This window comes from Lacimicrobium alkaliphilum, from assembly GCF_001466725.1.
Classification (GTDB): domain Bacteria; phylum Pseudomonadota; class Gammaproteobacteria; order Enterobacterales; family Alteromonadaceae; genus Lacimicrobium; species Lacimicrobium alkaliphilum_B.
Map to the genome: position 1 here is coordinate 3,760,118 of NZ_CP013650.1, position 22,444 is coordinate 3,782,561.

The 22,444-nt window shown below is 52.4% G+C and carries 12 protein-coding genes and 1 pseudogene; 2 read left to right on the plus strand and 11 right to left on the minus strand.

Annotated elements, in window-relative coordinates:
* Nucleotides 1–44 precede the first annotated feature (44 nt).
* Complete coding sequence (tal, locus tag AT746_RS16925) at nucleotides 45–992, plus strand: transaldolase (RefSeq protein WP_062482808.1); 948 nt, start codon at nucleotides 45–47, stop codon at nucleotides 990–992.
* A gap of 98 nt (nucleotides 993–1,090) precedes the next feature.
* On the opposite strand, the gene tkt is transcribed toward tal, so the two are convergent.
* On the minus strand, nucleotides 1,091–3,088 hold the full coding sequence (tkt, locus tag AT746_RS16930) for a transketolase (RefSeq protein ID WP_062482812.1): 1,998 nt from the start codon (nucleotides 3,086–3,088) through the stop codon (nucleotides 1,091–1,093).
* 215 nt (nucleotides 3,089–3,303) lie between these two features.
* On the opposite strand from tkt, the gene AT746_RS16935 reads away from it, so the two are divergent.
* Nucleotides 3,304–4,188, plus strand: coding sequence for a hypothetical protein (locus AT746_RS16935; protein ID WP_156413731.1), 885 nt, complete (start codon nucleotides 3,304–3,306; stop codon nucleotides 4,186–4,188).
* On the opposite strand, the gene AT746_RS16940 is transcribed toward AT746_RS16935, so the two are convergent.
* The 10 genes and pseudogenes from AT746_RS16940 to AT746_RS16985 all read right to left on the minus strand — a co-directional run bounded on the left by AT746_RS16940 (nucleotide 4,168) and on the right by AT746_RS16985 (nucleotide 22,339).
* Nucleotides 4,168–6,396, minus strand: a complete 2,229-nt coding sequence (locus AT746_RS16940) for a GH92 family glycosyl hydrolase (RefSeq protein WP_420480318.1) — start codon at nucleotides 6,394–6,396, stop codon at nucleotides 4,168–4,170. The genes AT746_RS16935 and AT746_RS16940 overlap by 21 nt on opposite strands.
* Before the next feature lie 2 nt (nucleotides 6,397–6,398).
* Complete coding sequence (locus tag AT746_RS16945; RefSeq protein ID WP_062482815.1) at nucleotides 6,399–8,192, minus strand: sodium:solute symporter family protein; 1,794 nt, start codon at nucleotides 8,190–8,192, stop codon at nucleotides 6,399–6,401.
* 5 nt (nucleotides 8,193–8,197) lie between these two features.
* Nucleotides 8,198–10,717, minus strand: a complete 2,520-nt coding sequence (locus AT746_RS16950) for a beta-mannosidase (protein ID WP_062482817.1) — start codon at nucleotides 10,715–10,717, stop codon at nucleotides 8,198–8,200.
* 69 nt (nucleotides 10,718–10,786) lie between these two features.
* Entirely contained in the window at nucleotides 10,787–11,527 is a 741-nt protein-coding gene (locus AT746_RS16955) for a copper homeostasis protein CutC (protein ID WP_062482819.1), read from the minus strand.
* The gene (locus AT746_RS16960; protein ID WP_062482821.1) at nucleotides 11,524–13,233 is read right to left on the minus strand and encodes an endo-beta-N-acetylglucosaminidase; all 1,710 of its coding nucleotides are present in this window, start codon (nucleotides 13,231–13,233) and stop codon (nucleotides 11,524–11,526) included. The genes AT746_RS16955 and AT746_RS16960 overlap by 4 nt, the downstream gene beginning before the upstream one ends.
* On the minus strand, nucleotides 13,230–14,195 hold the full coding sequence (locus tag AT746_RS16965) for an isoaspartyl peptidase/L-asparaginase (protein ID WP_062482823.1): 966 nt from the start codon (nucleotides 14,193–14,195) through the stop codon (nucleotides 13,230–13,232). Before AT746_RS16965 ends, AT746_RS16960 begins: the two co-directional genes overlap by 4 nt.
* Before the next feature lie 19 nt (nucleotides 14,196–14,214).
* Entirely contained in the window at nucleotides 14,215–15,129 is a 915-nt protein-coding gene (locus AT746_RS16970) for a BadF/BadG/BcrA/BcrD ATPase family protein (protein WP_062482826.1), read from the minus strand.
* Between the two features lie 116 nt (nucleotides 15,130–15,245).
* Complete coding sequence (locus AT746_RS16975; protein WP_062482830.1) at nucleotides 15,246–18,053, minus strand: discoidin domain-containing protein; 2,808 nt, start codon at nucleotides 18,051–18,053, stop codon at nucleotides 15,246–15,248.
* A gap of 51 nt (nucleotides 18,054–18,104) precedes the next feature.
* Nucleotides 18,105–21,007 (minus strand): annotated as a pseudogene (locus tag AT746_RS16980) (TonB-dependent receptor).
* A gap of 321 nt (nucleotides 21,008–21,328) precedes the next feature.
* Nucleotides 21,329–22,339, minus strand: coding sequence for a LacI family DNA-binding transcriptional regulator (locus AT746_RS16985; RefSeq protein WP_062482833.1), 1,011 nt, complete (start codon nucleotides 22,337–22,339; stop codon nucleotides 21,329–21,331).
* Nucleotides 22,340–22,444: the final 105 nt, after the last annotated feature.

Below are 22,444 nucleotides of genomic sequence, written 5' to 3' on the forward strand. Positions count from 1 at the left end.
ATCAGTGCGCGGCCCCTTGCAGCCCTTAACCCCAAGAGGACAATATGTCAGATCAACTTAGTCAGCTTAAAACCTTTACCACTGTGGTGGCCGATACCGGCGATTTCGAAGCCATTCGCCAGTATCAGCCTGAAGACGCCACCACTAACCCTTCCTTGATACTTAAAGCCGTGCAGCAGGACAAATATCGCCCCCTGCTGAGCGAGGCACTGGAATGGGCCAACGCCCAGCCCGGTGATGGCAACAAGACCGAACTGGCCGCCGATAAGCTGGCGGTGATGCTTGGCGCCAGGCTGCTTCAACAGGTTCCGGGATATGTGTCGACGGAAGTGAATGCCCATCTGTCTTTCGATACCATGGGCACCATTGAAAAGGCCCATCAGTTGCTTGACCTTTATCGCCAGCAGGGTGTGGACACCGATCGCATTCTGATTAAAATTGCCGCTACCTGGGAAGGCATACAGGCCGCCAGAGTACTGGAACAACAAGGGGTGAAGTGCAACCTGACGCTGGTGTTCAGTTTTACTCAGGCCCGCGCCTGTGCCGAAGCCGGAGCCTATCTGATCTCACCTTTTGTGGGCAGGATCCTCGACTGGTACAAGGCCAGTCATCCGGATCAGGACTTCAGTGAAATGCAGGATCCTGGCGTGCAGTCGGTTACCCGTATCTACGAGTATTTCAAACAGCACGGCTACAACACTGTGGTGATGGGTGCCAGTTTTCGTAATATCGGTGAAATTCAGTGTCTGGCCGGTTGTGATCGCCTGACCATCAGCCCGGCTTTACTGGAAGAGCTCGCCAATACTCAGGGTGAACTGCCCCGCCGCCTGCTGCCGGGTGAAACAGCCAAAGGCGAACAGCCTGCACAATTAAACGAAGCGGATTTTCGCTGGCAAATGAATGAAGACCCCATGGCCACGGAAAAGCTGGCAGAAGGGATCCGCCAGTTCGCCGCCGATCAGGTCAGACTGGAACAATTACTGCGACAATAAGAAAGAAAGTGGGGTCAGAGTAAACTTTTCAACCAGAGCCCGCGAACTTTGAACTGCTCCAGATTAGAAAAGTTTACTCTGACCCCACTTTTTATTGTCTAAGCCTGGTCTATCAGTTTTCTGGCTCTTGTGACCACGGCTTCGGTGGTAAAGCCGAAATGCCGCAACAGATCTGCGCCGGGTGCCGACTCACCAAAGGTCTGCATACCGATAATATCGCCAGTATTGCCAACGTATTTATACCAGTAGTCACAGTGCGCCGCTTCAATGGCGAGTTTAGGGCAGTGGGGTGGTAGCACCTGTGTCTTGTACTCTTCAGACTGGGCATCGAACCTGTCGGTACAGGGCATGGACACCAGTTGCACTGCAATTCCCTGCTCAGTTAACTGCTCGGCGGCCTGTTTGGCCAGCTCCACTTCCGAACCGGTAGCAATTAACACCAACTGAGGTTCAGCGGTAGCAGCGCGCAGAATATAGCCGCCTTTTTCGATCTGGGCCAGTTGCTCGGCACTTCTGGACATCGCTTTAAGGGTCTGACGGCTGAATACCAGTGCCGTTGGCCCGTTCTGGCGCTGTAAGGCACAGCTCCAGGCCACCGCCGTTTCCGCACCATCGCAGGGGCGCCAGACAGACAGATTCGGGGTCATTCGCAGGTTGGCCAGCTGCTCGACGGGCTGATGCGTCGGGCCGTCTTCACCCTGACCAATTGAGTCATGGGTATACACAAAGATATTACGGATACCCATCAGCGCCGACATACGCACGGCGTTGCGGGCGTATTCCATAAACATCAGGAAAGTGGCGCCAAAGGGAATAAATCCGCCGTGCAGCGCAATGCCGTTCATGATCGCCGACATACCGAATTCACGTACGCCGTAATACAGGTAATTGCCATCATCCTGATCCTGTAGCCCCTTCGCACCCTGCCAGAGGGTCAGGTTTGAGCCGGCCAGATCGGCAGAGCCGCCAAGCAACTCAGGCAGTAATCCGGCATAGGCCTGAATACTTTGTTGTGAGGCCTTACGACTGGCAATATCGGCCATCTGCTGCTGACTTTGCTGCACAAAAGCCCAGGCCTTGTCTGCAAAATCAGCAGGCAATTCACCGGCCATACGCCGCTGAAATTCAGCCGCCAATTGTGGATAGGCGCAGGCATATTCGCTCAGCAATCCTCTCCATTGCTGTTCAAGTTCCTCACCCTGAGCTTTACTATCCCAGCCCTGGTAAACATCCTGCGGGATCTCAAAGGGCCCGTAAGGCCAGTCAAGAAATTTCCGGGTGGCCTTGATTTCATCTTCACCCAGTGGTGCACCATGGCAATCATGGCTGCCGGATTTATTCGGCGAACCGAATCCAATGGTGGTCTGGCAGCAAATCAGTGTGGGCTTATCGGTGACGGCCTGGGCCATCTCAATGGCATCGGCGATGGCTTGCGGATCATGACCATCTACACTGGCGATCACCTGCCAGCCATATGACGCGAAACGCTGTGCAGTATCATCGGTAAACCAGCCCTGCACTTCACCATCAATGGAAATACCATTGTCATCCCAGAACGCAATCAGCTTGCCCAGCTTATGGGTACCGGCCAGCGAGCAGACTTCATGGGAAATCCCTTCCATCAGACAGCCATCGCCGAGAAAACAGTAAGTATAATGATCCACCAGCGAGAAGCCGGGGCGATTAAACTGTGCTGCCAGGGTCTTTTCCGCTATGGCCATACCTACGGCGTTGGCAATACCAGCACCAAGAGGCCCGGTGGTGGTTTCCACGCCGGGAGTATAACCATATTCGGGATGGCCGGGCGTGCGTGAGTGCAATTGACGGAACTGCCTGAGATCTTCAATCGAGAGATCGTAGCCGCTTAAATGAAGCAATGCGTAGAGCAACATGGAACCATGACCGTTGGAAAGCACGAAGCGATCCCGGTTGGCCCAGTCCGGGTTAGCCGGGTTGTGTCTGAGATACCCACGCCATAATACCGTGGCGATATCCGCCATGCCCATTGGTGCACCGGGATGGCCGGATTTGGCCTGCTGCACGGCGTCCATGGCCAGCACCCGAATGGCGTTGGCCAGTTGCTTATCATTGTTCATCGTTTCACCTCACCATCATTATAATATTGTATTATAATTATTACAGAGAGGTGAACCCGGTGCAACTACTGCGACAGGTCTGATAATTAAATCCGTATCCGTTGGAACCCAACCGTATATTCACCGTTACAACTTTTATCTGGCCTTTAGGCGATGTCGGCACTATCCTCTGCTTCTGAACGACACACTGCACGCAAAGGAGCAACAGATAAGGAATGCGTCGAATACTGCTACCAATGTTCCTGTTTTTTAGCGCCATTGTTTACGCCGAAACAGAGCAAATGTTATGGGTCAGCCCGGATGACGGAGGCCGTACCCACAAGAACATTCCATCCATGGGGATCAAGGAAGCGACCTTTGCCATGCTCAGAGAATCCCTGCCAGAAATAGATATCCGCGTTATTCCGGCAAATAATATTCGTGCCCTGCAGATGCTGGAAGACAACCCCGCCGCATGCGCCGGTAACAAAATACTGAGTAAAGATCGTGCCGAGCGCTTTTATGCCAGTGAGTTGCCACAAACGGTCTTTCCGGGCTTACGTTTGTACACCAGAAAGGATGCGTCAGTAACAGCAGAGCTGCAGGCTATGCAACAGGGCAATGTCCTCAGTTTACCCCTGGTGCTGGATAAAATGTCGGAAAGACAGTTCGGCGTTGTCGGTGGCCGCCGTTACAGCGATGAAATTGACAGTATTTTGCTTGAACCCAGCTGGCGGCAAAAAGTCTGGATCCGTACCGCTTCGGATATGGGGGCCGGAATGATGGATATGTTGCTCAGTGGGCGTATTTCGGCACTGCTTGAGCATCCAAACAGCGCCTTTCATTACCATCAGCAACTGAACTCTTATGTTGAATTGCAGAGCTTTGCCCTGGCTCAGGCCCCGGACAGAGCGCTGGGTTATATTCTGTGCTCAAAAACCCCTGAAGGTAAGAGACTCAGTAAGCTTCTGAGCGACGCCATCGCTACACTGAGCCAGACCCGGGAATACCTGCAGGTTCATCTGGACTGGCTTCCTCAGCAGGACAAAGATGCTTACCTGCATCTCTATAATCAGGTTTACGGTACCAACTTCAGCACACTAGTCAGCAAAACGGAATAGCAACTCCCCACCCTTGAGCAGCTGGCTATGGCTGATACTCTGTGCCTCTAAAGGCTGACCATTGAGATAAACCTTGTCTACATAGTTATCACCGCGGTCATTTTCCTTGCGCACCCGCAGGCTATTGCCGTTACCCAATTGAATCAGAACCTCATCAAACTGCGGCGTACCCAGTATATAGTCGCCGCCCACCGGATTAACCGGATAAAAACCCAGTGCGCTGAACACATACCAGGCCGACATCTGGCCCACATCATCATTACCGGCAAGACCGTCGGGCTGAGCCTGATACATGGTATCGCGGATCTCTTTGATTCTGGCTTCGCCTTTCCATTTCTGATCGGTAAAGGCATATAAGTAGGCCACATGATGCACCGGCTCATTGCCGTGGGCATACTGGCCGATCAGGCCGGAGATATCCGGTGATACATCCCCTTCCATTTCTGAACTGGTGGTAAACAGCTCATCCAGTTTGGCGATAAAGTTCTGTTCGCTGCCAAACAGCTCAATCAGACCTTCCACCTCATGGGGCACAAAGAAAGTGTATTGCCAGGCATTGGCCTCGGTGTAATCCGTATTGCGATGCTCCACATAAACAGGGTTAAAAGGGGTTACCCAATCGCCCTGTTTGTCTTTGCCACGCATAAAACCGGTGCTGGCATCAAACAGGGTGCGATAGCTTTGTGAGCGGCCCATAAAATAATCATATTCATCATCTTTACCTAATGCTTTGGCCAGTTGGGCAATGGCCCAGTCATCAAAGGCATATTCGAGGGTTTTGGATACGGCTTCCACTTCCAGTTCTGAGGGGATATAGCCGTATTCCCGGTAAAGATCGATGCCGAAGCGGTTCTGCATCGCCGAGGTTTTCACTGCAGCAAACAAGCGCTGCGGATCCACAGTGGTCAGGCCCTTAAGATAGGCATCCACGATCACCGGCACGGCGTGATAGCCGATCATCACATCGGTTTCGTTGCCCATCAGCTCCCAGCTTGGCAGCAATCCCACCTCATCATAAAAACCCAGCATGGAGTAGATCATGTCGTCCACCCGCTGCGGATCGCTGATGGTCAGCAACGGGTGCAGGGCACGAAAGGTATCCCAGAGTGAAAACAGAGAATAGCGGCCATAGCCTGGATCGCTGTGCGCACTGCCATCGGCACCAAAATAACCGCCATTGACATCATGGAACACCTGCGGCGCAATAAACGAGTGATACAAGGCGGTATAAAACTTAGTCTTGGCCTCATTGTTCTCGTCTTCTACCTGAAACTTAACTAACTGTTGTTGCCAGGCCTGTTTTGCCTTAGCCCTGGCGCCATCAAAATCCAGATTAGCCACTTCTGCCTGCAGATTGTCTCTGGCGCCATTGATACTCACGTAGGACAGCGCCACTTTGGCCTCAACGACTTTCTCACCCTCAGGCTGACCGAAGTTAAGTACTACCTGCCCCTGTTCCGCCTGTAAATGCACCCCTTCAACGGGCTCTCCCTGCTGGTACAACTGATGACGGAAAGGCTGATCAAAGCGGGCAACAAAATACAGCGGTTGGTATTTGGCCCAGCCACCGGAGATCCGGTAGCCGCTGATGGTTTTCTCATCTTCAACCCGGATAAAGGTCATCAGCGCCTTATCGTAATTCTGTGCATAACCCAGGTCCAGCAGTAACTGCGCATCCTGCTGCCCGGCAAAACTGTAGCGATGCACGCCGGTGCGGGTGGTGGCGGTGAGTTCCGCTTTAACCTGCTCTTCGGGCAGTGTCAGTGCATAATACCCCGCCTCAGCCACTTCATCGTCATGGCTGTAGGAGGTGAATATTCTGCCCTTTTCGTCTTTGTCACGCTGAGAATAATCGCCGCGAAAGGGCATCACCAGAATATCCAGCATATCCCCCACACCGGTGCCCGAAAGATGAGTATGGCTGAACCCCAACAGGGTGTCGTCAGAGTAATGATAGCCGGAGGTCCAGTCCCAGCCTTTTGAAGGATTATCAGGACTCAGTTGCACCATACCAAAGGGCACCAGTGCACCGGGAAAGGTATGACCGTGGCCGCCGGTGCCAATCAGCGGATCCACATACTTAAGCACATCAGCCTGCGAATCCTGTATTGTTGCCACCGATTGTTCTGTGTCCGTGCTGACACAACCCATTAAAAGGCCGAGGGTGATCAGGGGCGTCAGCCCCGCGTACAAGGTTTTTCTCAACATCATTACTCTTCTTTTAACTTATCAAACCAGTTCTTTTTCAGGATCCAGGAAGTCAGTGCTGTCACCACAAAGGCGCTCAGCAAGCCATACCATTGCTGGATCACCAGATAAATGGGCATGATCACCAGGCTCAGTTGCCAGATAATGCCGACCGCCACATTGACCAGATCTCTGGCGCCGTGTATGTCTTCTGCCAGCTCCGGGCTTTCGGCCAGCACCTTCTGCCGCACAGGGCCCCAGAACCCCCAGGGTCGTACCTGAGCATAGAAACGGCACAGCACCTGATCCGATTCCGGCGCTGTCATCAAAGTACCGGCAACAGAGCCGAACAGACTGAGCAGCAATAACAACGGAAAGGCAAACAGCGGATGCACACCAGGCAGCAGCAGAGGCAGGATCAGAGACGATATCAGACCCGCCATCATGCCCCAGAAATAGCCATAGGCATTGAAGCGCCACCAGTGCCATTTGAGCAGGTTAGCCGCAGCATAGCCGCCAAACAGGGCGCCAAAGATCCACTGCATAATCTCGTTGATAGTGCTGAGCATCAGCCCCAGTCCGACACCAATCAACACCAGCAGCAAAGAGACCAGATAACTGACCCGTACATAGGTGCGCTTGTCGGCATCGGGCCGGAAATACTTTTTATAGATGTCGTTAACAAAATACACCGGCGCCGCATTCAGTGATGCCGCCAAGGTCGACATAAAGGCTGCAAGCAGTCCGGCAATCAGTAACCCCGTTAACCCCACTGGCACAAAGTTATTAATTGCATAGGGCAGGATTTGTTCAAAATCGAAGCCCTCACCCTGCGCATGGATCTCGGGTCCCATATACACCAGTGCCAATACCGATAAACCGGCCACCATCATATAGCGGGGGAAAAACATCACCAGTGACACCAGACCACTCATTTTGGCCGCCTCTTTGGGAGAGCGGGTTGCCAGGATGCGTTGCATATCATAGTTAGGCACCGGTCCCGCCATACTGAACAGCACGCCTTTGAACAGCATCATCATCACCATCAGGCCGAAAAGCTCAAAGCCGTCCTGCTGGATTTTACTGTTCACGCTGTCGATCAGTCCGTCCCAGTTCAGTTCCAGTTGCCAGCCAAAGAACAGCTGATCCCATCCTGCCGGGGTCGCTTGTGTAATCTGCTCAGGGGTCACCAGGTTAATGGCGATCACCCCCACCGCCAGTGCGGCGACGGTCATAATCACAAACTGCAACACCTCGGTGAACACCACCGAATACATGCCGCCCTTGATCACGTACAAGGTGGTGACCGTAAAGATCATCAGGGCATAGAGATCAGGAGAGATCTCCCAGGGGAAGAAAATGGCGGCAAATTTTCCTATGCCTTTAAACGCATAGGCGATAAAGCCAACGGCGCTGACAAGGGCAAAGATGACCACCACCAACTGGCACAACTCCGCCCCTCTACCTGAGCCAAAACGGGTTTGCAGCCACTCGGCGCCGGTCATCACATTGGAACGCCGTAACCAGATAGACAGATAGACCATCAGAAAAATCTGATTGAAGATCGGCCACACCCAGGGTAACCAGGCACTTTTCAGCCCGTAAACAAAGCACATGGACACCAGCCACATGGTACCGGCAATATCGAACATGCCGGAGGCGTTAGAGACGCCCAGTGCCCACCAGGGGATCTTTTTACCGGCCAGAAAGTAAGCGCCCATATCCTTGCCGGCGAGGCGGGAAATATACAGCCCCAACGCCAGAGTGCCGAGCAAATAACCGGCAATCACTACCAGGTCGATACTGCTTAAATTCATTGCCGCTACTCCTGGTAACTGTCAGCAAGGGAAATACAACACAGCCCCTCACTCAGGTGCTGAATCTCAGCCTGACTCTTACCCGGCAAAGCCAGAGACAGGCTTTTCGGTTGTCCGGGTAACAGGTCAAAGAAATTATCCGAAAAGTTCGCGCTCACGCCTGCTAAAGACAAATAACACTGGCGCAGTAAACAGACGCTGCTCAGCCGCACCTCCAGCATGTCATCCCGGGCCACAACCTCCAGCTCTGCACTGGCCTGTGGCAGGGCCTGCTGATTCGCGGGCACAAAATAGTACAGGTTTTCGGCCAGCAACTGATTATCAGGGCGTTGCAACTGAACCTGTAAGACCAGGTTTTCAGCCGCTTTCCCCTTAAGCAGTTCAGCGCGACTGAGCTCAAGCAACTGCCTGCTGGTATTCGCCGGTGTATCCAGCACCTGCTGTTGCTGCCAGTGGCAGTGACCGTCAAAATCAAGCAGTCTCAGATGTAAACTGGCAGGCTCAGACGCGAGCAAATCGCTGACTAAGGTAATGCTCAGACGTTGTTGCTGCTCTGTCACCGTCAAAAGATAGGGGGCGAAGTTGCGCTGGGCCTGATAATGTAATGCCTTGTACTGGCCGTAGTAATCGATGCCGGACCAGGACGCCGCCGGCCAGGTATCGTTTAATTGCCAGTACAGGGTACCCATACAAAATGGCCGTGCGGCACGATGGGCCTCGAAGGCAAGTTTCAGCCCTTGTGCCTGTTGCACCTGACTTAAGTACAGCAAGGCATCAAAATCCTTGGGCGCCTTATATTCCTGTTCCAGGTAGGCACAGATCAGATGGTTACCTCTGGGATGTTTCTGATGCACCTGCATGACCGGAGATTCCAGTTGCCTGTCGCCGGGCTCGGTATAACGGGCCACCGATTCCGGCATCGGAAAGGACTGAAAACCAAATTCACTCATAAAACGGGGCACCCGCTTCTGGTACTCACTGAAGGGCTCCTCACCGTGCCACACACCCCAGTAATGATGATTACCCATATGATCGGCATCTTCTTCCCAGAAGCCTATGGGCGATGAGCGCAGATAAAAACGCTCTGGATCCAGTGTCTCAACCTGCTCCGGCAGGCATTGGTCAAACAGACGAATATAGTCTTGTTTCAGTCGTTTATAGAGTTCATCACTGTAGCCGAACTTCTGTGGCCACTGCCAGTGTTTGATGGCCATATCCACTTCATTATTACCACACCACATAGCCAGGCAGGCGTGATTGCGCAGCCGTTTGATATTGTACTCTGCCTCACGGGTGACATTGGCAATAAACTCATCATCCGCCGGATACAAGGTGCAGGCGAACATAAAATCCTGCCAGATCAGGATGCCGTTTTCGTCGGCAAGCCGGTAAAAAATATCATCCTGATAAATACCGCCACCCCAGACCCTGAGCATATTCATATTGGCCTGTCTGGCCGCATCAAAATATTCACGATGGCGCTGTGGCGTCATACGATGAATAAAACTGTCACCGGGAATATAGTTGGCGCCTTTGATAAACACCGGCTCGCCGTTGACCTTAAAATAAAAACTCTCGCCCATCTCATCGGGCTGGTTGATGACCTCTATGCTGCGTAAGCCGATACGCTGGCTTCGCTGATCGATCAGCTTGCCGGCCTGTTTCAGGCGCAGTTCAAACTCATACAAAAAGGCCTCGCCTAAGCCGTTGGGCCACCAGCGCTGTGGATTATCCAGCACAAAATCAAGCCGCAGCGAATCCTGCTGCGCGTCTAAAGATACACACCGATTCAGCCTGGGCGCCTGTTTACAGGCCACTTCCAGGGTTAAGGGCTGCTCAGTCAGGCTGCTAAGCTGCACATCCAGACTGAAACTGGCCTGATCAGCGCTAAGCTGATGCTGAACAAAGTGCAGCTCATCGATACGCGCCGATTCTGTGCCCTGTAAATAAATGTCGCGCCAGATACCGCTGGTGACAAAGCGCGGGCCCCAGTCCCAGCCAAAATGACAGGGAGCCTTACGACAATAGACGCTGAGTTTTTCATCTGATTTGTCATTCTCGGCCGGATAGGCAAAACCTGCGCTGCGGTACCGGGGCATCACTTCATTAATGGGTGAACGAAAATGGATCTCCAGCAGATTCTCACCCTGGCGCAGTAAAGACTTACATTCAATCCGCTGACCAACAAACATATTCTCACTACGGCCCAACCGATGACCATTCAGGAAAATATCGCAAAAGGTATCCAGCCCCTCGGCCACCAGCTCGATAGCATCACAACCGGTCAGCTCAGAGTTCAGCTCAAAAGTACGCCGATAATGCCAGTCTTCGCGCTCTATCCATTGCAGATTGGTCTCATTGTCCCGGAAAAAAGGATCCTCTATGCGCTGATTGGCAAGCAGATCGGTAAAATTACAACCCGGCACGGTAGCGGGCAGCCATTGCTGCTCGCCCTGCTGACGAAACTGCCAGGCACCATTGAGAGGTTGTCGGCAAACTGAAGTAGAAAACTGATTATCTGTCATACAACTCGACTAAATTAAATACCAGAAACATGCCCTGACACAGGGCTCATTAACGCTCTTCACAACAGCTCAGGGTTGGCAGGCCTGCACCAGTTGACGGACTTTATCTGTGTTTACCCGAGCCTGCCCGGCGCCGGTAATATCTGACACTGACGAATAGCTGTGCACCGACAAGGGGCCCGTGTGCAGCGGCAGGGTGCTAAGGATCTCCGGCACATTGGTGCTATTCACGCCACCGCCAACGACCAGTTCTATCCGCCCTTTCGCCCGCTCCATCAGGCGATGCAACTGGCCCAAACCCGACACCACTGCCTGCCTGCTGCCCCATGGGGTGCCGGCACTGAGCAGACGATCGACACCGCACTGCAACAGACATTCCAGCGCCCTATCAGGGTCTGCCACCGCATCAAAGGCGCGGTGAAAGGTCACCTTAAGGCCAAGCTGATGGGCTTGCTCTGTCAGTGTTTGCAGCGCCGCCCTGTCCACCTCTGCACTGGCGGTCAGGCAACCCAGTACCACGCCACCGGCGCCACAATCGGCCGCCTGCTGAATACTGCGTTGCATTTGCGCCAGCTCATTCTGGTCATAGCAAAAGTCACCGGCGCGGGGACGTACCATCACCACTACGCCTGCTGGCTGCGCAAAAATCCCGCAAGCGGTCTCCATTGCCTGCATATCCGGTGTTAAACCCTGTTGTGCCATATCGGCACACAGTTCAATACGCCGGGCTCCACCGGCCTTAGCAGCCAGCACATTCTGTCTGAGCAGGGTCAGATCATCGGCATCAAGACAGATCTCCACCTCAATCATGGTGTCACCTCCAGCCTGCCCAAATTGGCTTCCAATTGCCCCTGACCGCTTTGCACCTTAAGGCCGATGCGCTGTATTTTCTGCCCGGCAAGAGCAGACAGAGAAAATTCACTCAACCGCCAGTCCGTGCTCGCGGGCAAAGCAAAATCAAACTGCTGGCCGTCAGCGGTTTGCAGATACACTGACAGCCCCTTATGGCCTTGAAGCACCACCCGTAACTGACCGGATTCGCCGGGAATAACAGACGTCTGGTACAGCGGAATACGTGCCTGCTCATCGTTACGCGCAGCGTCAATAGCCAATGAACTGCCGCCGTCAAAGACTTTGTCAAAATCATATTTAAGGCTGACATTCTGATTACCGAACACGGCGAATTGCCAGGTGGGCAATATGTCCTGACGATCCATCTGCGTCCAGGGGCCGCCGATTTTTTCGCCCTTATCCATCAGCACTTTGCCCTGGCCGGTATTAAAATGGGTGGTAAAAGGCAGGCTGGTAATAACAGATGTGGCCGCAAGATATGCATTCAGACCTTTCCAGCCCTGCTGATCCGGGATCGCCGGGTTCAGGTTATCACCGGCAAACAGGCGTCGTTCAGCGCGATAAAAGGCCTCAGCCTCACTACCATCCTGGTCAAACTGGCTAAAGGCAGGTGTATGGGGCTCACCGTCGAAGTTATAGTTAAAATTCGGCGCAAACAGGGCGATTGACGTCAGCGGCTGGCCGTCGTCGAACAGCCAGTCCAGCCATATGGTGCGGCTGAAGGCACGCTGGGCATTGCGACTGGGCCACAGATCCACACCGAAAAACACCTCATAAGGGGAGCGGCCAAGATCCAGTGCCTGCTGGTGTGAGTTCAGCACTTTTTGTTGATCCCACCAGTAGTTGAGAAAGATGGCATCACTGGCGCGCCCTTTGCCCTGCAGGTAGCGGCTGTTGTGCTGATTCAGTTCGTTCTGCCAGCGCACTTCTCCGCTTTGCACCATGGAATCATACCAGTGGATCTCCATATTCTGGGGTGCTCTGGCCGTCAGATACTGCATAAAGCTAAGCATACGGGCGGCCAGCGCCTTGCCGCGTTTTGGGTCACGCTGGTCTTTAAGCAACTGGTTATTGCCATCCTTCACCGCCGTCAGATCCGTTTCCTGATTAATCAACCAGCCGTCAAAACCGTAAAAGCCAGCGATCTCAATCAGTTTGTCGGCGAAGATAAAACGCCCCTTATCATCCTGTGCCAGCAATTGCTCAGCAGTATCGGCACTGCCGCCCCACTGCGCCACCGCCAGAAACACCGAGCCGATGACCTTGACGCCATTGCGATGTGCGGTGTCCACCCAGGGCCGGGCAGGAATTTGTACTGTGTGCTCGGCGGTACCGGCGAACCAGTTAAGCACATGGATCTGTGACCAGTGGCTGAAGTTATACAGATTAAAAACCGGTTGGGTATCGAGGTAATTGGCAAAGTTATTCATGCCATCCGGGGCATAGAGCACTCGTGCCGGCCCCGGCTGTTGCTCACCAAGGGGCGCATCAATACGCCTGGCCAGGGGCTGGCGGGAGATATTTTCTGAACTGGCCAGTTCAGAATCCGGTGTCCAGCGAGCCACCTGCTCCAGGGTCAGCGCAAAAGGTGGCTGGTTGCTCAGGATCTCTGCGGCATTGGCGCTGAGGCTGAATAGCAGGGTAAGCAAAACCAGCGCTCTCATGCCTGACTCTCCAGCAGGCTTTTACCATCTTTTAACAGACTGCCGGCCTCGTCCCGTACGGCGTAATTAAAACCCGGCTGAATACAATAAGCACCGTACTCACCGGCTTTGTTAAGGGCCAGAAACCCTACCTGAAATTTCTGATAGTCGTCCAGCTTATGGGCGATACGCATAACCGCCTGCCTGCAGGCCTGTTGCGGGCTGGCGCCTTGTCGCATCAGCTCCACCACCAGATGACAACCGACGGTTTTCATCATCAGTTCTCCCATGCCGGTAGCGGTAGCGGCACCGATTTCGTTATCCACATATAGCCCGGCACCGATGATGGGGGAATCCCCGACCCGGCCGTGCATTTTATAGGCGGCGCCGCTGGTGGTGCAGGCACCGGATAAATCACCATTGGCATCCAGCGCCAGCATGCCGATGGTGTCGTGGTTTTCGATATTAATATGCTGCACCTCACGGCCTTTCAGCCAGGCCTGCCACTCGGCTTTTGACTGTTCGGTGAGCAGGTTCTCTTCCTTAAAGCCCTGTTCCAGGGCAAAACGCTTTGCCCCCTCCCCCACCAGCATCACATGGGGGCTGTTCTCCATCACCTTACGGGCCACAGAGATCGGATGTTTGATATCCTGCAAAAAGGCCACCGAGCCGCAGTTCATGTTTTCGTCCATGATACAGGCATCCAGCGTCACCCTGCCGCTGGCATCGGGGTAACCGCCATAGCCAACGGTACGCACATCAGGATCGGCTTCCGGTACCCGCACTCCGGCTTCCACCGCATCCAGCGCCCGGCCATCCCGTTGCAGTATTTTCCAGGCCTCCTCATTGGCAGGGCCACCATGTTCCCAGGTAGACACCACTATGGGCTTGTTCACTGTTGCGGCGTGCGCCAGTTGGGGCATTAACACAGTGGCAGCGGTGCCAAGGGCAGAGAATTTGAGGAACTGTCGTCGTGAAGTCATTGGCTGTCCTGATAAAAACTTACTGGATTCGGGCTATACGCTGTGTATAGCGCTGACGGGCAAACAGCACTGCCCCTTGTTCAGGTGTGGCTTTGGCGGCAGTGATCTGTTGCTGACAGGCCTTGCTCAGCCATGGCCGGATATGGGGGCTGACGCCACCAAGCATGGCCAGTCGCTGACAACCGGTCTCCCGTAATTTATCTATTACCCGCTGAATAAAACTTGCGCCCTGGTGTATCAGGCCAATGCTCACGTCATCGCCCTCGCTGGCCTGTGTAAAAACCATCGGCGCATAGCGGGCGTATTCACCGGGTGCCGCATTTTGCATTTGCTGCGCTAATTGCAGTGGCGAAGTTTCTCCCAACAGCACCGGGGTAAGCGCTGTGGCGGGTCCGATACCTTCTGCATCCAGCAGTACTGCCTTGATTGCTTCCAGCCCGAACCATGATCCGCTACAGGTGGCGTTGATGGGAAAGCCATAACCGCCAATCCGGGTGACCTTACCCTGAGCCCGCGCCAGTGCACTGAATCCGGTACCGAGAATAATCACCGCACCGTCTTCACCCTGATGAGCACCCAACGCCGCCACCTCGAGATCTGTGGTCAGGCTGAGCGAGGCAAAGGGATGCTGCCAGAGCGCCATAGCATCGTGCATAGCCGGTAAGTGCAACCCGGCCAGGCCAGCGCCGACATCCAGTTGATGAATACACTCACAGGGCAACTTTGCTACCGCTAAAGCCTCCTTTGTGGCACTCAGTATGGAATCGATACACTGCTCTACTCCGCTGACGGGATTAGCGGGCCCGCCTCGCCCATGGCCCAGCACATTCCCAGCGGCATCTTCGATTCGCACCCGACAATGACTGCCGCCGCCATCGATACCCATAAACAAAGGATCTTGCTGTTGCGAACCCATACTCTGCTCTGGTTTCATTAATTCAGTCTGTAGCATAGTTAATCTGACGTGGTGCAGACAGGTCCGGATGGACGCCAGTCCTTATTTCAGAATTGGGAAAGCGGCCAGATACATTTCTGGCCGCGTTCAGGAGGCTAGAGCTGAGGACCAATTAGCTCGATCTCAGCCACTTGCATCAGGCTGTCATCCCCTTTGTTTTTGGTGATTTCAACCCGGTAGAACATAAAGCTGCGACCATTAGTGGTGGGGAAAACCTTACGTTCATAGCGCTCATCGAAAGACTCCCCAATCCACTCGCCAACCAACGACCACGTTTCACCATCGTTGGAGCCCAGCAGACGGAAGTTTTCCGGATCCCGACTCGGCGCATCGTTAGCACTGGTCATTGCCAGCTGGTTAATGGTTCCGGCCTGATCCAGTGAGATATCAATCCATGACGGCTCTTCAACCGTTGGCACACCGCCATTGTCCAGCCATTTAGTTTGGGCGTCGCCATCAAAGGCCATCGAACCGGCTTCATTGTCACTTATGGCTGCGCGCTCCGCAAAGGTTGCACCACTTTGAGTCAGAACCACTGACTGGTACTGTGGGCCCACCAGACCAATTTCAGCAATCTGCATCAGGTTGCTGTCACCTTTATTCTTGGTGATATTGAACCGATACTGGCTGTAACCCAGTGAATTGACGACCGGGAAGGTCTGGCGTTCGAATCGTTCATCGAAGGATACGCCTAACCATTCACCCAGGGTCACCCAATACTCGCCGTCCTGGGTTGCCTGCAGGGTAAAGTTTTCTGGATCCCGGTCCGGCGCATCGTTGGCACTGATCAACACCACCTGATTCACCGCCTGGGACTCTGGCAAAGACACCTCAACCCACGCTGGCTCTTCTGCGGTTGGTACTGCCGTATTATCTAACCACTTGGTTTGGCTGTCGCCATCAAAGGCCTTGGCACCCGACTCGTTATCACTGATAGCGCCGCGTGCCTCAACGGTGGTGTATTCAAGCGCATGGTTGAGGTCGGCCAGTTGTGGACCGATTAATTCAAGTTCGGCTATTTGCATCATGCTGTCGTCACCCTTGTTCTTGGTGACATTGAAACGATAGCTGCTAAAAGCCAGGCCATTATCGAGATTGAACAACTGGCGTTCAAAACGCTCATCAAAGGATTCTGCCAGCCAGCTTCCCAATGTTACCCAGGTTACACCTCCATCATTCGAGCCTTGCAGGTTAAAGTTTTCCGGATCACGGCTGGGTGCGTCATTGGCACTGGTAATTGCCAGTGTACCGACGGCCACAGGTGCAGCAAAATCGACCTGAACCCACGACGGGTCTTCCACCGTAGGCACGGCAGTATTGTCCAGCCATTTTGTTTGTGTATCACCATCAAACAACATTGGCGCAGCTTCATTATCGCTGATCGCACCGCGAGCAGTAATACTGGCCTCCGATGCGGGCTGAATCACATCTGCGTAGACGGGTCCGAAAAACTCAATTTCCGCCACTTGCATCAATCCGTCATCACCTTTATTTTTGGTAATATTTAAACGGTAATGGCTGTATTTCAGGCCATTGGCGAAACTAAACTCTTTGCGCTCGAAACGTTCATCAAACGTCTCACCCAGAAATTCTGCCAGTGTTACCCAGTTTTCACCGTCGTCAGAGGCCTGCAGATTAAAATTCTCAGGATCACGGCTTGGCGCATCGTTGGCACTGGTTATAGCCAGACTACTGACAGCTTGAGGTTCAGCGAATTCCACCTGAATCCAGGACGGGTCTTCCTCCGTGGGTGCTCCATTCCAGTCATTGTGATCTAACCATTTAGTATTTACATCACCATCAAACGCCTTCGGTCCGGCTTCGGCCTCGCTAATCTGGTTTCTGGCGGTAATAGTGGCATTGTCGGTTGATACAGCAACCAGTGGCCCTGTGTTTAGTTCTTCCTGCACAAAGGGCAAGGCCAGGTCAATAACATCTTCGGCTGCCATTCCAAGCTGATCCAGAAACGGTACCGCGGCAACCGTCGCCAGCATTTGCTCGCGCAGAGGCTTAAGTACGGTAATATCCCCTTCCTGCGCTATACCAATGGTTTCAATGGTGTTGCTTATACGAGTATTAATCGTACTGTCGGGCGCTATATCAGCAAAAGCTGCGTTGGCCAGCGACAGTTTGATAATATCCGTGCTGACCAACGTATCAGTGCATTCCTGTTCCCCTGTCGGTTCACCGTCTTCGCCGACAAGAGCCACGCAGTCTTCACCTGAAACGAAATTTTCATAGGCTTCAGCGCTGACCAGATCGCCGCTGAAAACATTCTGCTTGGCATCCACACCCAACGCCTTGAGGGCAGTTTGTGAATTATCCTCAAGCGCGAGTTCATATAGCTGACGAACAGACACATTGCGCCCGCCTGCCACATCTTTTTCAACCAATGCGGTGGCGATCGTGGTCAGCGCATTCGCCCGGAAGGTCGCATCTGCGGTACCATCTGCGGAATTCGCAAAAGGCACACTCAGATATGTCATGGAGGTCAGTTCAGTTCCGGAAAGTAAGCCGCCGGTAATCACATCGCCCATGGTCATATCACCACAGGCTGGTGCGTCACACACCATACTCGAATCAGCATCGGCAGTGACCACTACCTTAACCATACTGTTGATACCAAAGCCTTCGTCACCCTCAACACTCATGTTGATTTGCCCTTCGGTATCAGTGCGATCACCGGAAGTAATTGCAATGGTTGAACCATTTAGCTGGGTGACGCTCACCGCTGCATTACTGACGGTCCCTTTAGTAACCTGCCCTACCAGATCGGCAGAAGTGGTTTTAGGGGTCACCGGAATATCAGCCGGATCCGCACTGTCTGCGCCACCGCATCCATAAAGCCCCGTCAGAGCTAGTCCTACAACGGCGGAGAGTTTTGTTAATTTGAGCTTGCTCATTATTATTCCTCTATCAATTCGTTTTCTTGTTAGTGCTTTGGATTTGTGCACTTAGAAGCGGTAAGTAGCGCCTGCATAGAAGCGACGGCCGCCGTAAGAATTGCTGATAAAACGGTCCTTAGTGTCATCACCAAGATGAACATAGGTATCTGACTGGGTCAGGTTGATTACCGAGGCATTAAACACCAGGTTTTCGCTGTAGTTATAACTGGCATTCACATCCACCTGGTCATAGGTATCCGTGTAGTAGTTCATTTCCCATGAAGAGTTATATCCACCGACGGTAGGACCCCGTTTGTTATAGGATGCCCGCACACTAAACAGCTCATCCTCATAAAAAACGGAAAAATTCATCTGATATTTAGAGCTGCCGGCCAATGGCGATTCACCGACTTTTTCACCACTTAGTTCAATGTCAGCCTGATTGGTGTCATTGCGGGTATAGTTGGCGTAGAGGCCGTATCCGTTATCGAAGAAATGCTGAACAAAAACTTCCATACCTTTGGACGTGGCATTAGTGCCGTTAGCCGTGGTGTAGAAATCCCGAACCTGAATATTGTCACCACTGACATTAATCGTTTCATCACCGGCATTGGGCAGATTAAAACTCATGTCCGGTACATTACGGGTAACGTCAATAATCAGCGGCACGACAAAGTTGTCCACATCCTTTTTAAACAACGCGATACCGGCGCCCGACCCGTTGCCATAGTAGTATTCCAGAGATATATCGAACTGGGTGGATTCAAATGGCAGCAATTCAGTATTACCACCCGAACCTGTCCAGCCCTCTACATCCTCGATAGGATCAAAGTCCGGTGCCGATGAGCGATCTGCAGCATACTCACTGGAGGTATAGGTCAGGGTCTGGAACTGACCCAGATCGTCATATCCGGGCCTGGCCATCACTTTGGCTGCAGCCGCGCGCAGCACCCAGTTTTTATCGATGTCCCAGACCAGGTTCAGACTGGGCAATACTTTGGTATCGCTGTTTTCCTTTTCAATATAGATAAATTCTTCGTAAAGGCGTTCATCTTCAGGCAGCTCATTTCCTTCACTGTCTTTCCAGTCAAGCCTATACCTCACTTTATCTGACGAACCGCTGGTGGTTGTTGTTTTTACCACGCGTACGCCGAAGTTACCGCGGAAATTCTGATAGGAATAATCCGCCTGAAGATAAGCCGCTGCTATTTCTTCCTCTACCCCATACACATAGTTAGGCTCAATGCGGGTGTAGTGAACAAAATTATCCAGCAGGTAGTCCTGATATTTATGCCAGTCTACCGCCGGGAAAAGGTTGGTATTGATCACATCAGACAGGTTGTCCAGCGACTCAGGGCGAATCAGCCCGGTCAGCTCCGGGATACCACCATTCTTGGAATAGTCATCATCCAGATTGATACCGCCAGCAGCTTCTTCGGCTGCAATATCCAGTGCAGGATCCAGGTAGAAGCTATTGCGGGTATCGCGATGAATCTCACCTTTTCGATACTTTGCACCAAAACGCAGCGTATCGACGATGCCATAGTCCAGAAAGTAATCCACGTCGAGCTGGGCATAGGTCTCTTCCTGAGTACCGGTAACAAAGCTGGAGTCCGTGGCACCTGCATCAGCTTCACCACCTATACCTGCGGCCAGATTATTAATCATGTCAGGGTCCATATAGGTGGTCATCTTTCGGTCAGAAAAATCATATCCGTAAAACAATGATGATTCCCCTGCGTAGTAAGCCGCACGGTATTTCTCAGAGGGACCGCCTTCAGCTTCGGTATGACCGGCTACAACGCGTGCGTTGAAGTTCAGGCCTTCATATTCCATAAAGAAATCGAAGGTATCAGAGGTGGACTCTTCAATCTTGTACTCGCCGTTCATTCTTGGAATTGGCGATACCTGCTGTTCACCGGATACGCCTACATGATAGTCGATACCGGTAACAAAATTGGCCGCTTCATTGACTCTGACGTCAGTCCAGAAGCGATCATTATTGTTCCACTCCGGGTACTCCAGTTGATTGAGAATGGAGTCCTGCCCCAAAGTGAACCGAAAGTAGTTCATCCCGACTTCCAGATTATCGGTGGGCCGCCACTGTAACGTCAGCTGTGTACCAGTGCGCTCGCGCTCTTCTTCCAGTACTTCCTGAACCATACTCTGAGCGGCATAGCCCGTGGCCCCCCTTCAACTTCCTGATTATCAACCCTCTCGGTGTACAGGTAGTTCTGGTTCATAATATTGATACGTGAGGTTTGAGAGCGGTTGGTACGATCCTGCCTGGTGTAGCCCAGCAAGAGACCTAGATCTTCATCGTCGTTTTTCCACGAGTACACGCCACTGAACTGAGGTTCATTCTTGTCGGTGATATCGGAGTTGGTCGCCTCAATATTAAAGATACCGGAATTTTTTTCCATATCCAGCGGCTTGCGAGAATGCAGTAAAATGGTACCACCAACACCCCCCTCATCCAGACGGGCCTCGGAAGATTTAAATACCTCCACTTTCTGAATCATAGTTGACGGCAGCAGTGCATAAGAAAAAGAGCGGCTTGGTTCGCCGGGAGAAGAGGCAATGAAATTACCGTTTAACTGAGTAAAAGTCAGATCGGAAGATAACCCACGGATGCTGACCGTGGCACCTTCACCTCCGCTTCGCTGGATTACCACACCAGGAACACGTTGCAATGAATCGGCAACGTTTTTATCCGGGAATTTACCGATGTCTTCGGCCGTAATGGCATCCACCACTGAGTTTGACAGTCGCTTGATCGCCAGGTTTTCTGCAGCCGAAGCACGGATGCCGCGTATTTCAATCACTTCGGTATCTTCAGCCGCAGACTCCGTATCAGCGTCCTGCGCCTGAGCCATACCCGCCCCCATGGCGCTGATGATGGACAGACAGAGCAGTGTTCGGTTAAAGCCTCTTGTCTGTGAGGCTTCGTGTGTCGTATTCCTGGTTGCCATTAGCTTCTCCACTTGGATTCATGTAATCGTAAACACTGAATTTCTAAATTTTCATTTATATCTTTTTTATCAGTGAGTTATAAATTCTTATAAAATCTTCATACATTCTGATTACAAAGTTTAAATGTAATCGATTACAAACGAGATAAAATACTAGCCTCACAAAAACATGCTGTCAACAGAGTGGCTTTATTTTATTACAATTTATTAACTAAGGTCTTTAAGGATTGATGCTATCTTTTTGATATGAAAGTACTTTTCTATTCGTCGCAACAAGAAAGGGAGGCATCAAAAGCAACCTTATGGCAACAAAGCATGCCGCTAGTCCTGATGCACAGGGCCTGTACTGTGTCGTTCAATCAGGCTGAAAGGCAAAATCTCCCGGGTCCGGGTCAGAGGCTGGCGGTTAATCATTCTGGATAAGACCTCAACCGCCCGCCTTCCCATATCATAGGCCGGTTGGTCTACTGTGGTCAGCGGCGGATCCATATAGGCTGAGGTACGCACATTATCAAATCCTGTTACTGAGATATCTTGCGGTACCCGCAGACCATGGCGTTTTATTTCATGAATGGCACCCAGAGCGATGTCGTCGTTAAAACAGAATACCGCCGTTGGCGGTTGCTTGTGAGCCAGTAGCTGCTGAATACCTTCAATACCGGTTTCTATCCGGTAACTGCCGCCCACCAGCATATCCTCGTCAAAACTGATGCCTTCTTCGGTAAGCACACTCTTGATACCGGAGAGCCTGTCATGATGGATCTGGCTGGCAATTTGCCCGGCTATTACCCCAAAGCGCTTGTGGCCATAGCCGATAAGATGGTGCGTCAGGGCCCGTCCGGCGGCGTAGTTATCCAGTTCAATAAAAGGATAATCCGGATGACCGGCAATACGTTCACAGACGCTGACCATAGGTATCGAAGCGGCAAGATCTGCATCATTGTCAGAAAAAGGGAAAGAATGGTCTAGCTGGATCAGACCGTCGGCCCGGTTGGTTAATACCATACTGGCGTATTCATGCTCCCGCTCAGCTTTACCCTGGGTATCACCCAACAACACCGAGAAGCCCTTTTCCTGGGCGGCCTGCTCTATACCCTCGATAATTCGCATAAAGAAGGGATTCACCAGGTTCGGTACCAATACCACAATAGAATTAGACTTGCCGGTTTTAACGCTGGTAGCCAGCCAGTTGGGCCGATAACCAGCTTGCTTGACCGCCTTCATCACCTTCTCGCGGGTCTGCGGCGTAACCAGATCCGGGCTTTTCAGCGTCCTCGACACCGTCGCCGTCGATACCCCCGCCAACTGGCTTACTTTTTTAATATTGGTCATGGTGTTAAGCACTTTTATTGGACTAACGCTGTTAACAACCTCTGCTCAGTACCCGAGCAGAGAATCACAGGCTAACAGCTACTGGTTGCATATAATTCCATTGCC

What these genes read in the sequence shown, in the direction of transcription:
- AT746_RS16945 (WP_062482815.1), bottom strand. Translation starts at nt 8,192, where the DNA reads ATGAATTTAAGCAGTATCGACCTGGTAGTGATTGCCGGTTATTTGCTC.
- AT746_RS16935 (WP_156413731.1), top strand. Translation starts at nt 3,304, where the DNA reads ATGCGTCGAATACTGCTACCAATGTTCCTGTTTTTTAGCGCCATTGTT.
- AT746_RS16955 (WP_062482819.1), bottom strand. Translation starts at nt 11,527, where the DNA reads ATGATTGAGGTGGAGATCTGTCTTGATGCCGATGATCTGACCCTGCTC.
- tkt (WP_062482812.1), bottom strand. Translation starts at nt 3,088, where the DNA reads ATGAACAATGATAAGCAACTGGCCAACGCCATTCGGGTGCTGGCCATG.
- AT746_RS16940 (WP_420480318.1), bottom strand. Translation starts at nt 6,396, where the DNA reads ATGTTGAGAAAAACCTTGTACGCGGGGCTGACGCCCCTGATCACCCTC.
- AT746_RS16970 (WP_062482826.1), bottom strand. Translation starts at nt 15,129, where the DNA reads ATGAAACCAGAGCAGAGTATGGGTTCGCAACAGCAAGATCCTTTGTTT.
- AT746_RS16985 (WP_062482833.1), bottom strand. Translation starts at nt 22,339, where the DNA reads ATGACCAATATTAAAAAAGTAAGCCAGTTGGCGGGGGTATCGACGGCG.
- AT746_RS16950 (WP_062482817.1), bottom strand. Translation starts at nt 10,717, where the DNA reads ATGACAGATAATCAGTTTTCTACTTCAGTTTGCCGACAACCTCTCAAT.
- AT746_RS16960 (WP_062482821.1), bottom strand. Translation starts at nt 13,233, where the DNA reads ATGAGAGCGCTGGTTTTGCTTACCCTGCTATTCAGCCTCAGCGCCAAT.
- AT746_RS16975 (WP_062482830.1), bottom strand. Translation starts at nt 18,053, where the DNA reads ATGAGCAAGCTCAAATTAACAAAACTCTCCGCCGTTGTAGGACTAGCT.
- AT746_RS16965 (WP_062482823.1), bottom strand. Translation starts at nt 14,195, where the DNA reads ATGACTTCACGACGACAGTTCCTCAAATTCTCTGCCCTTGGCACCGCT.
- tal (WP_062482808.1), top strand. Translation starts at nt 45, where the DNA reads ATGTCAGATCAACTTAGTCAGCTTAAAACCTTTACCACTGTGGTGGCC.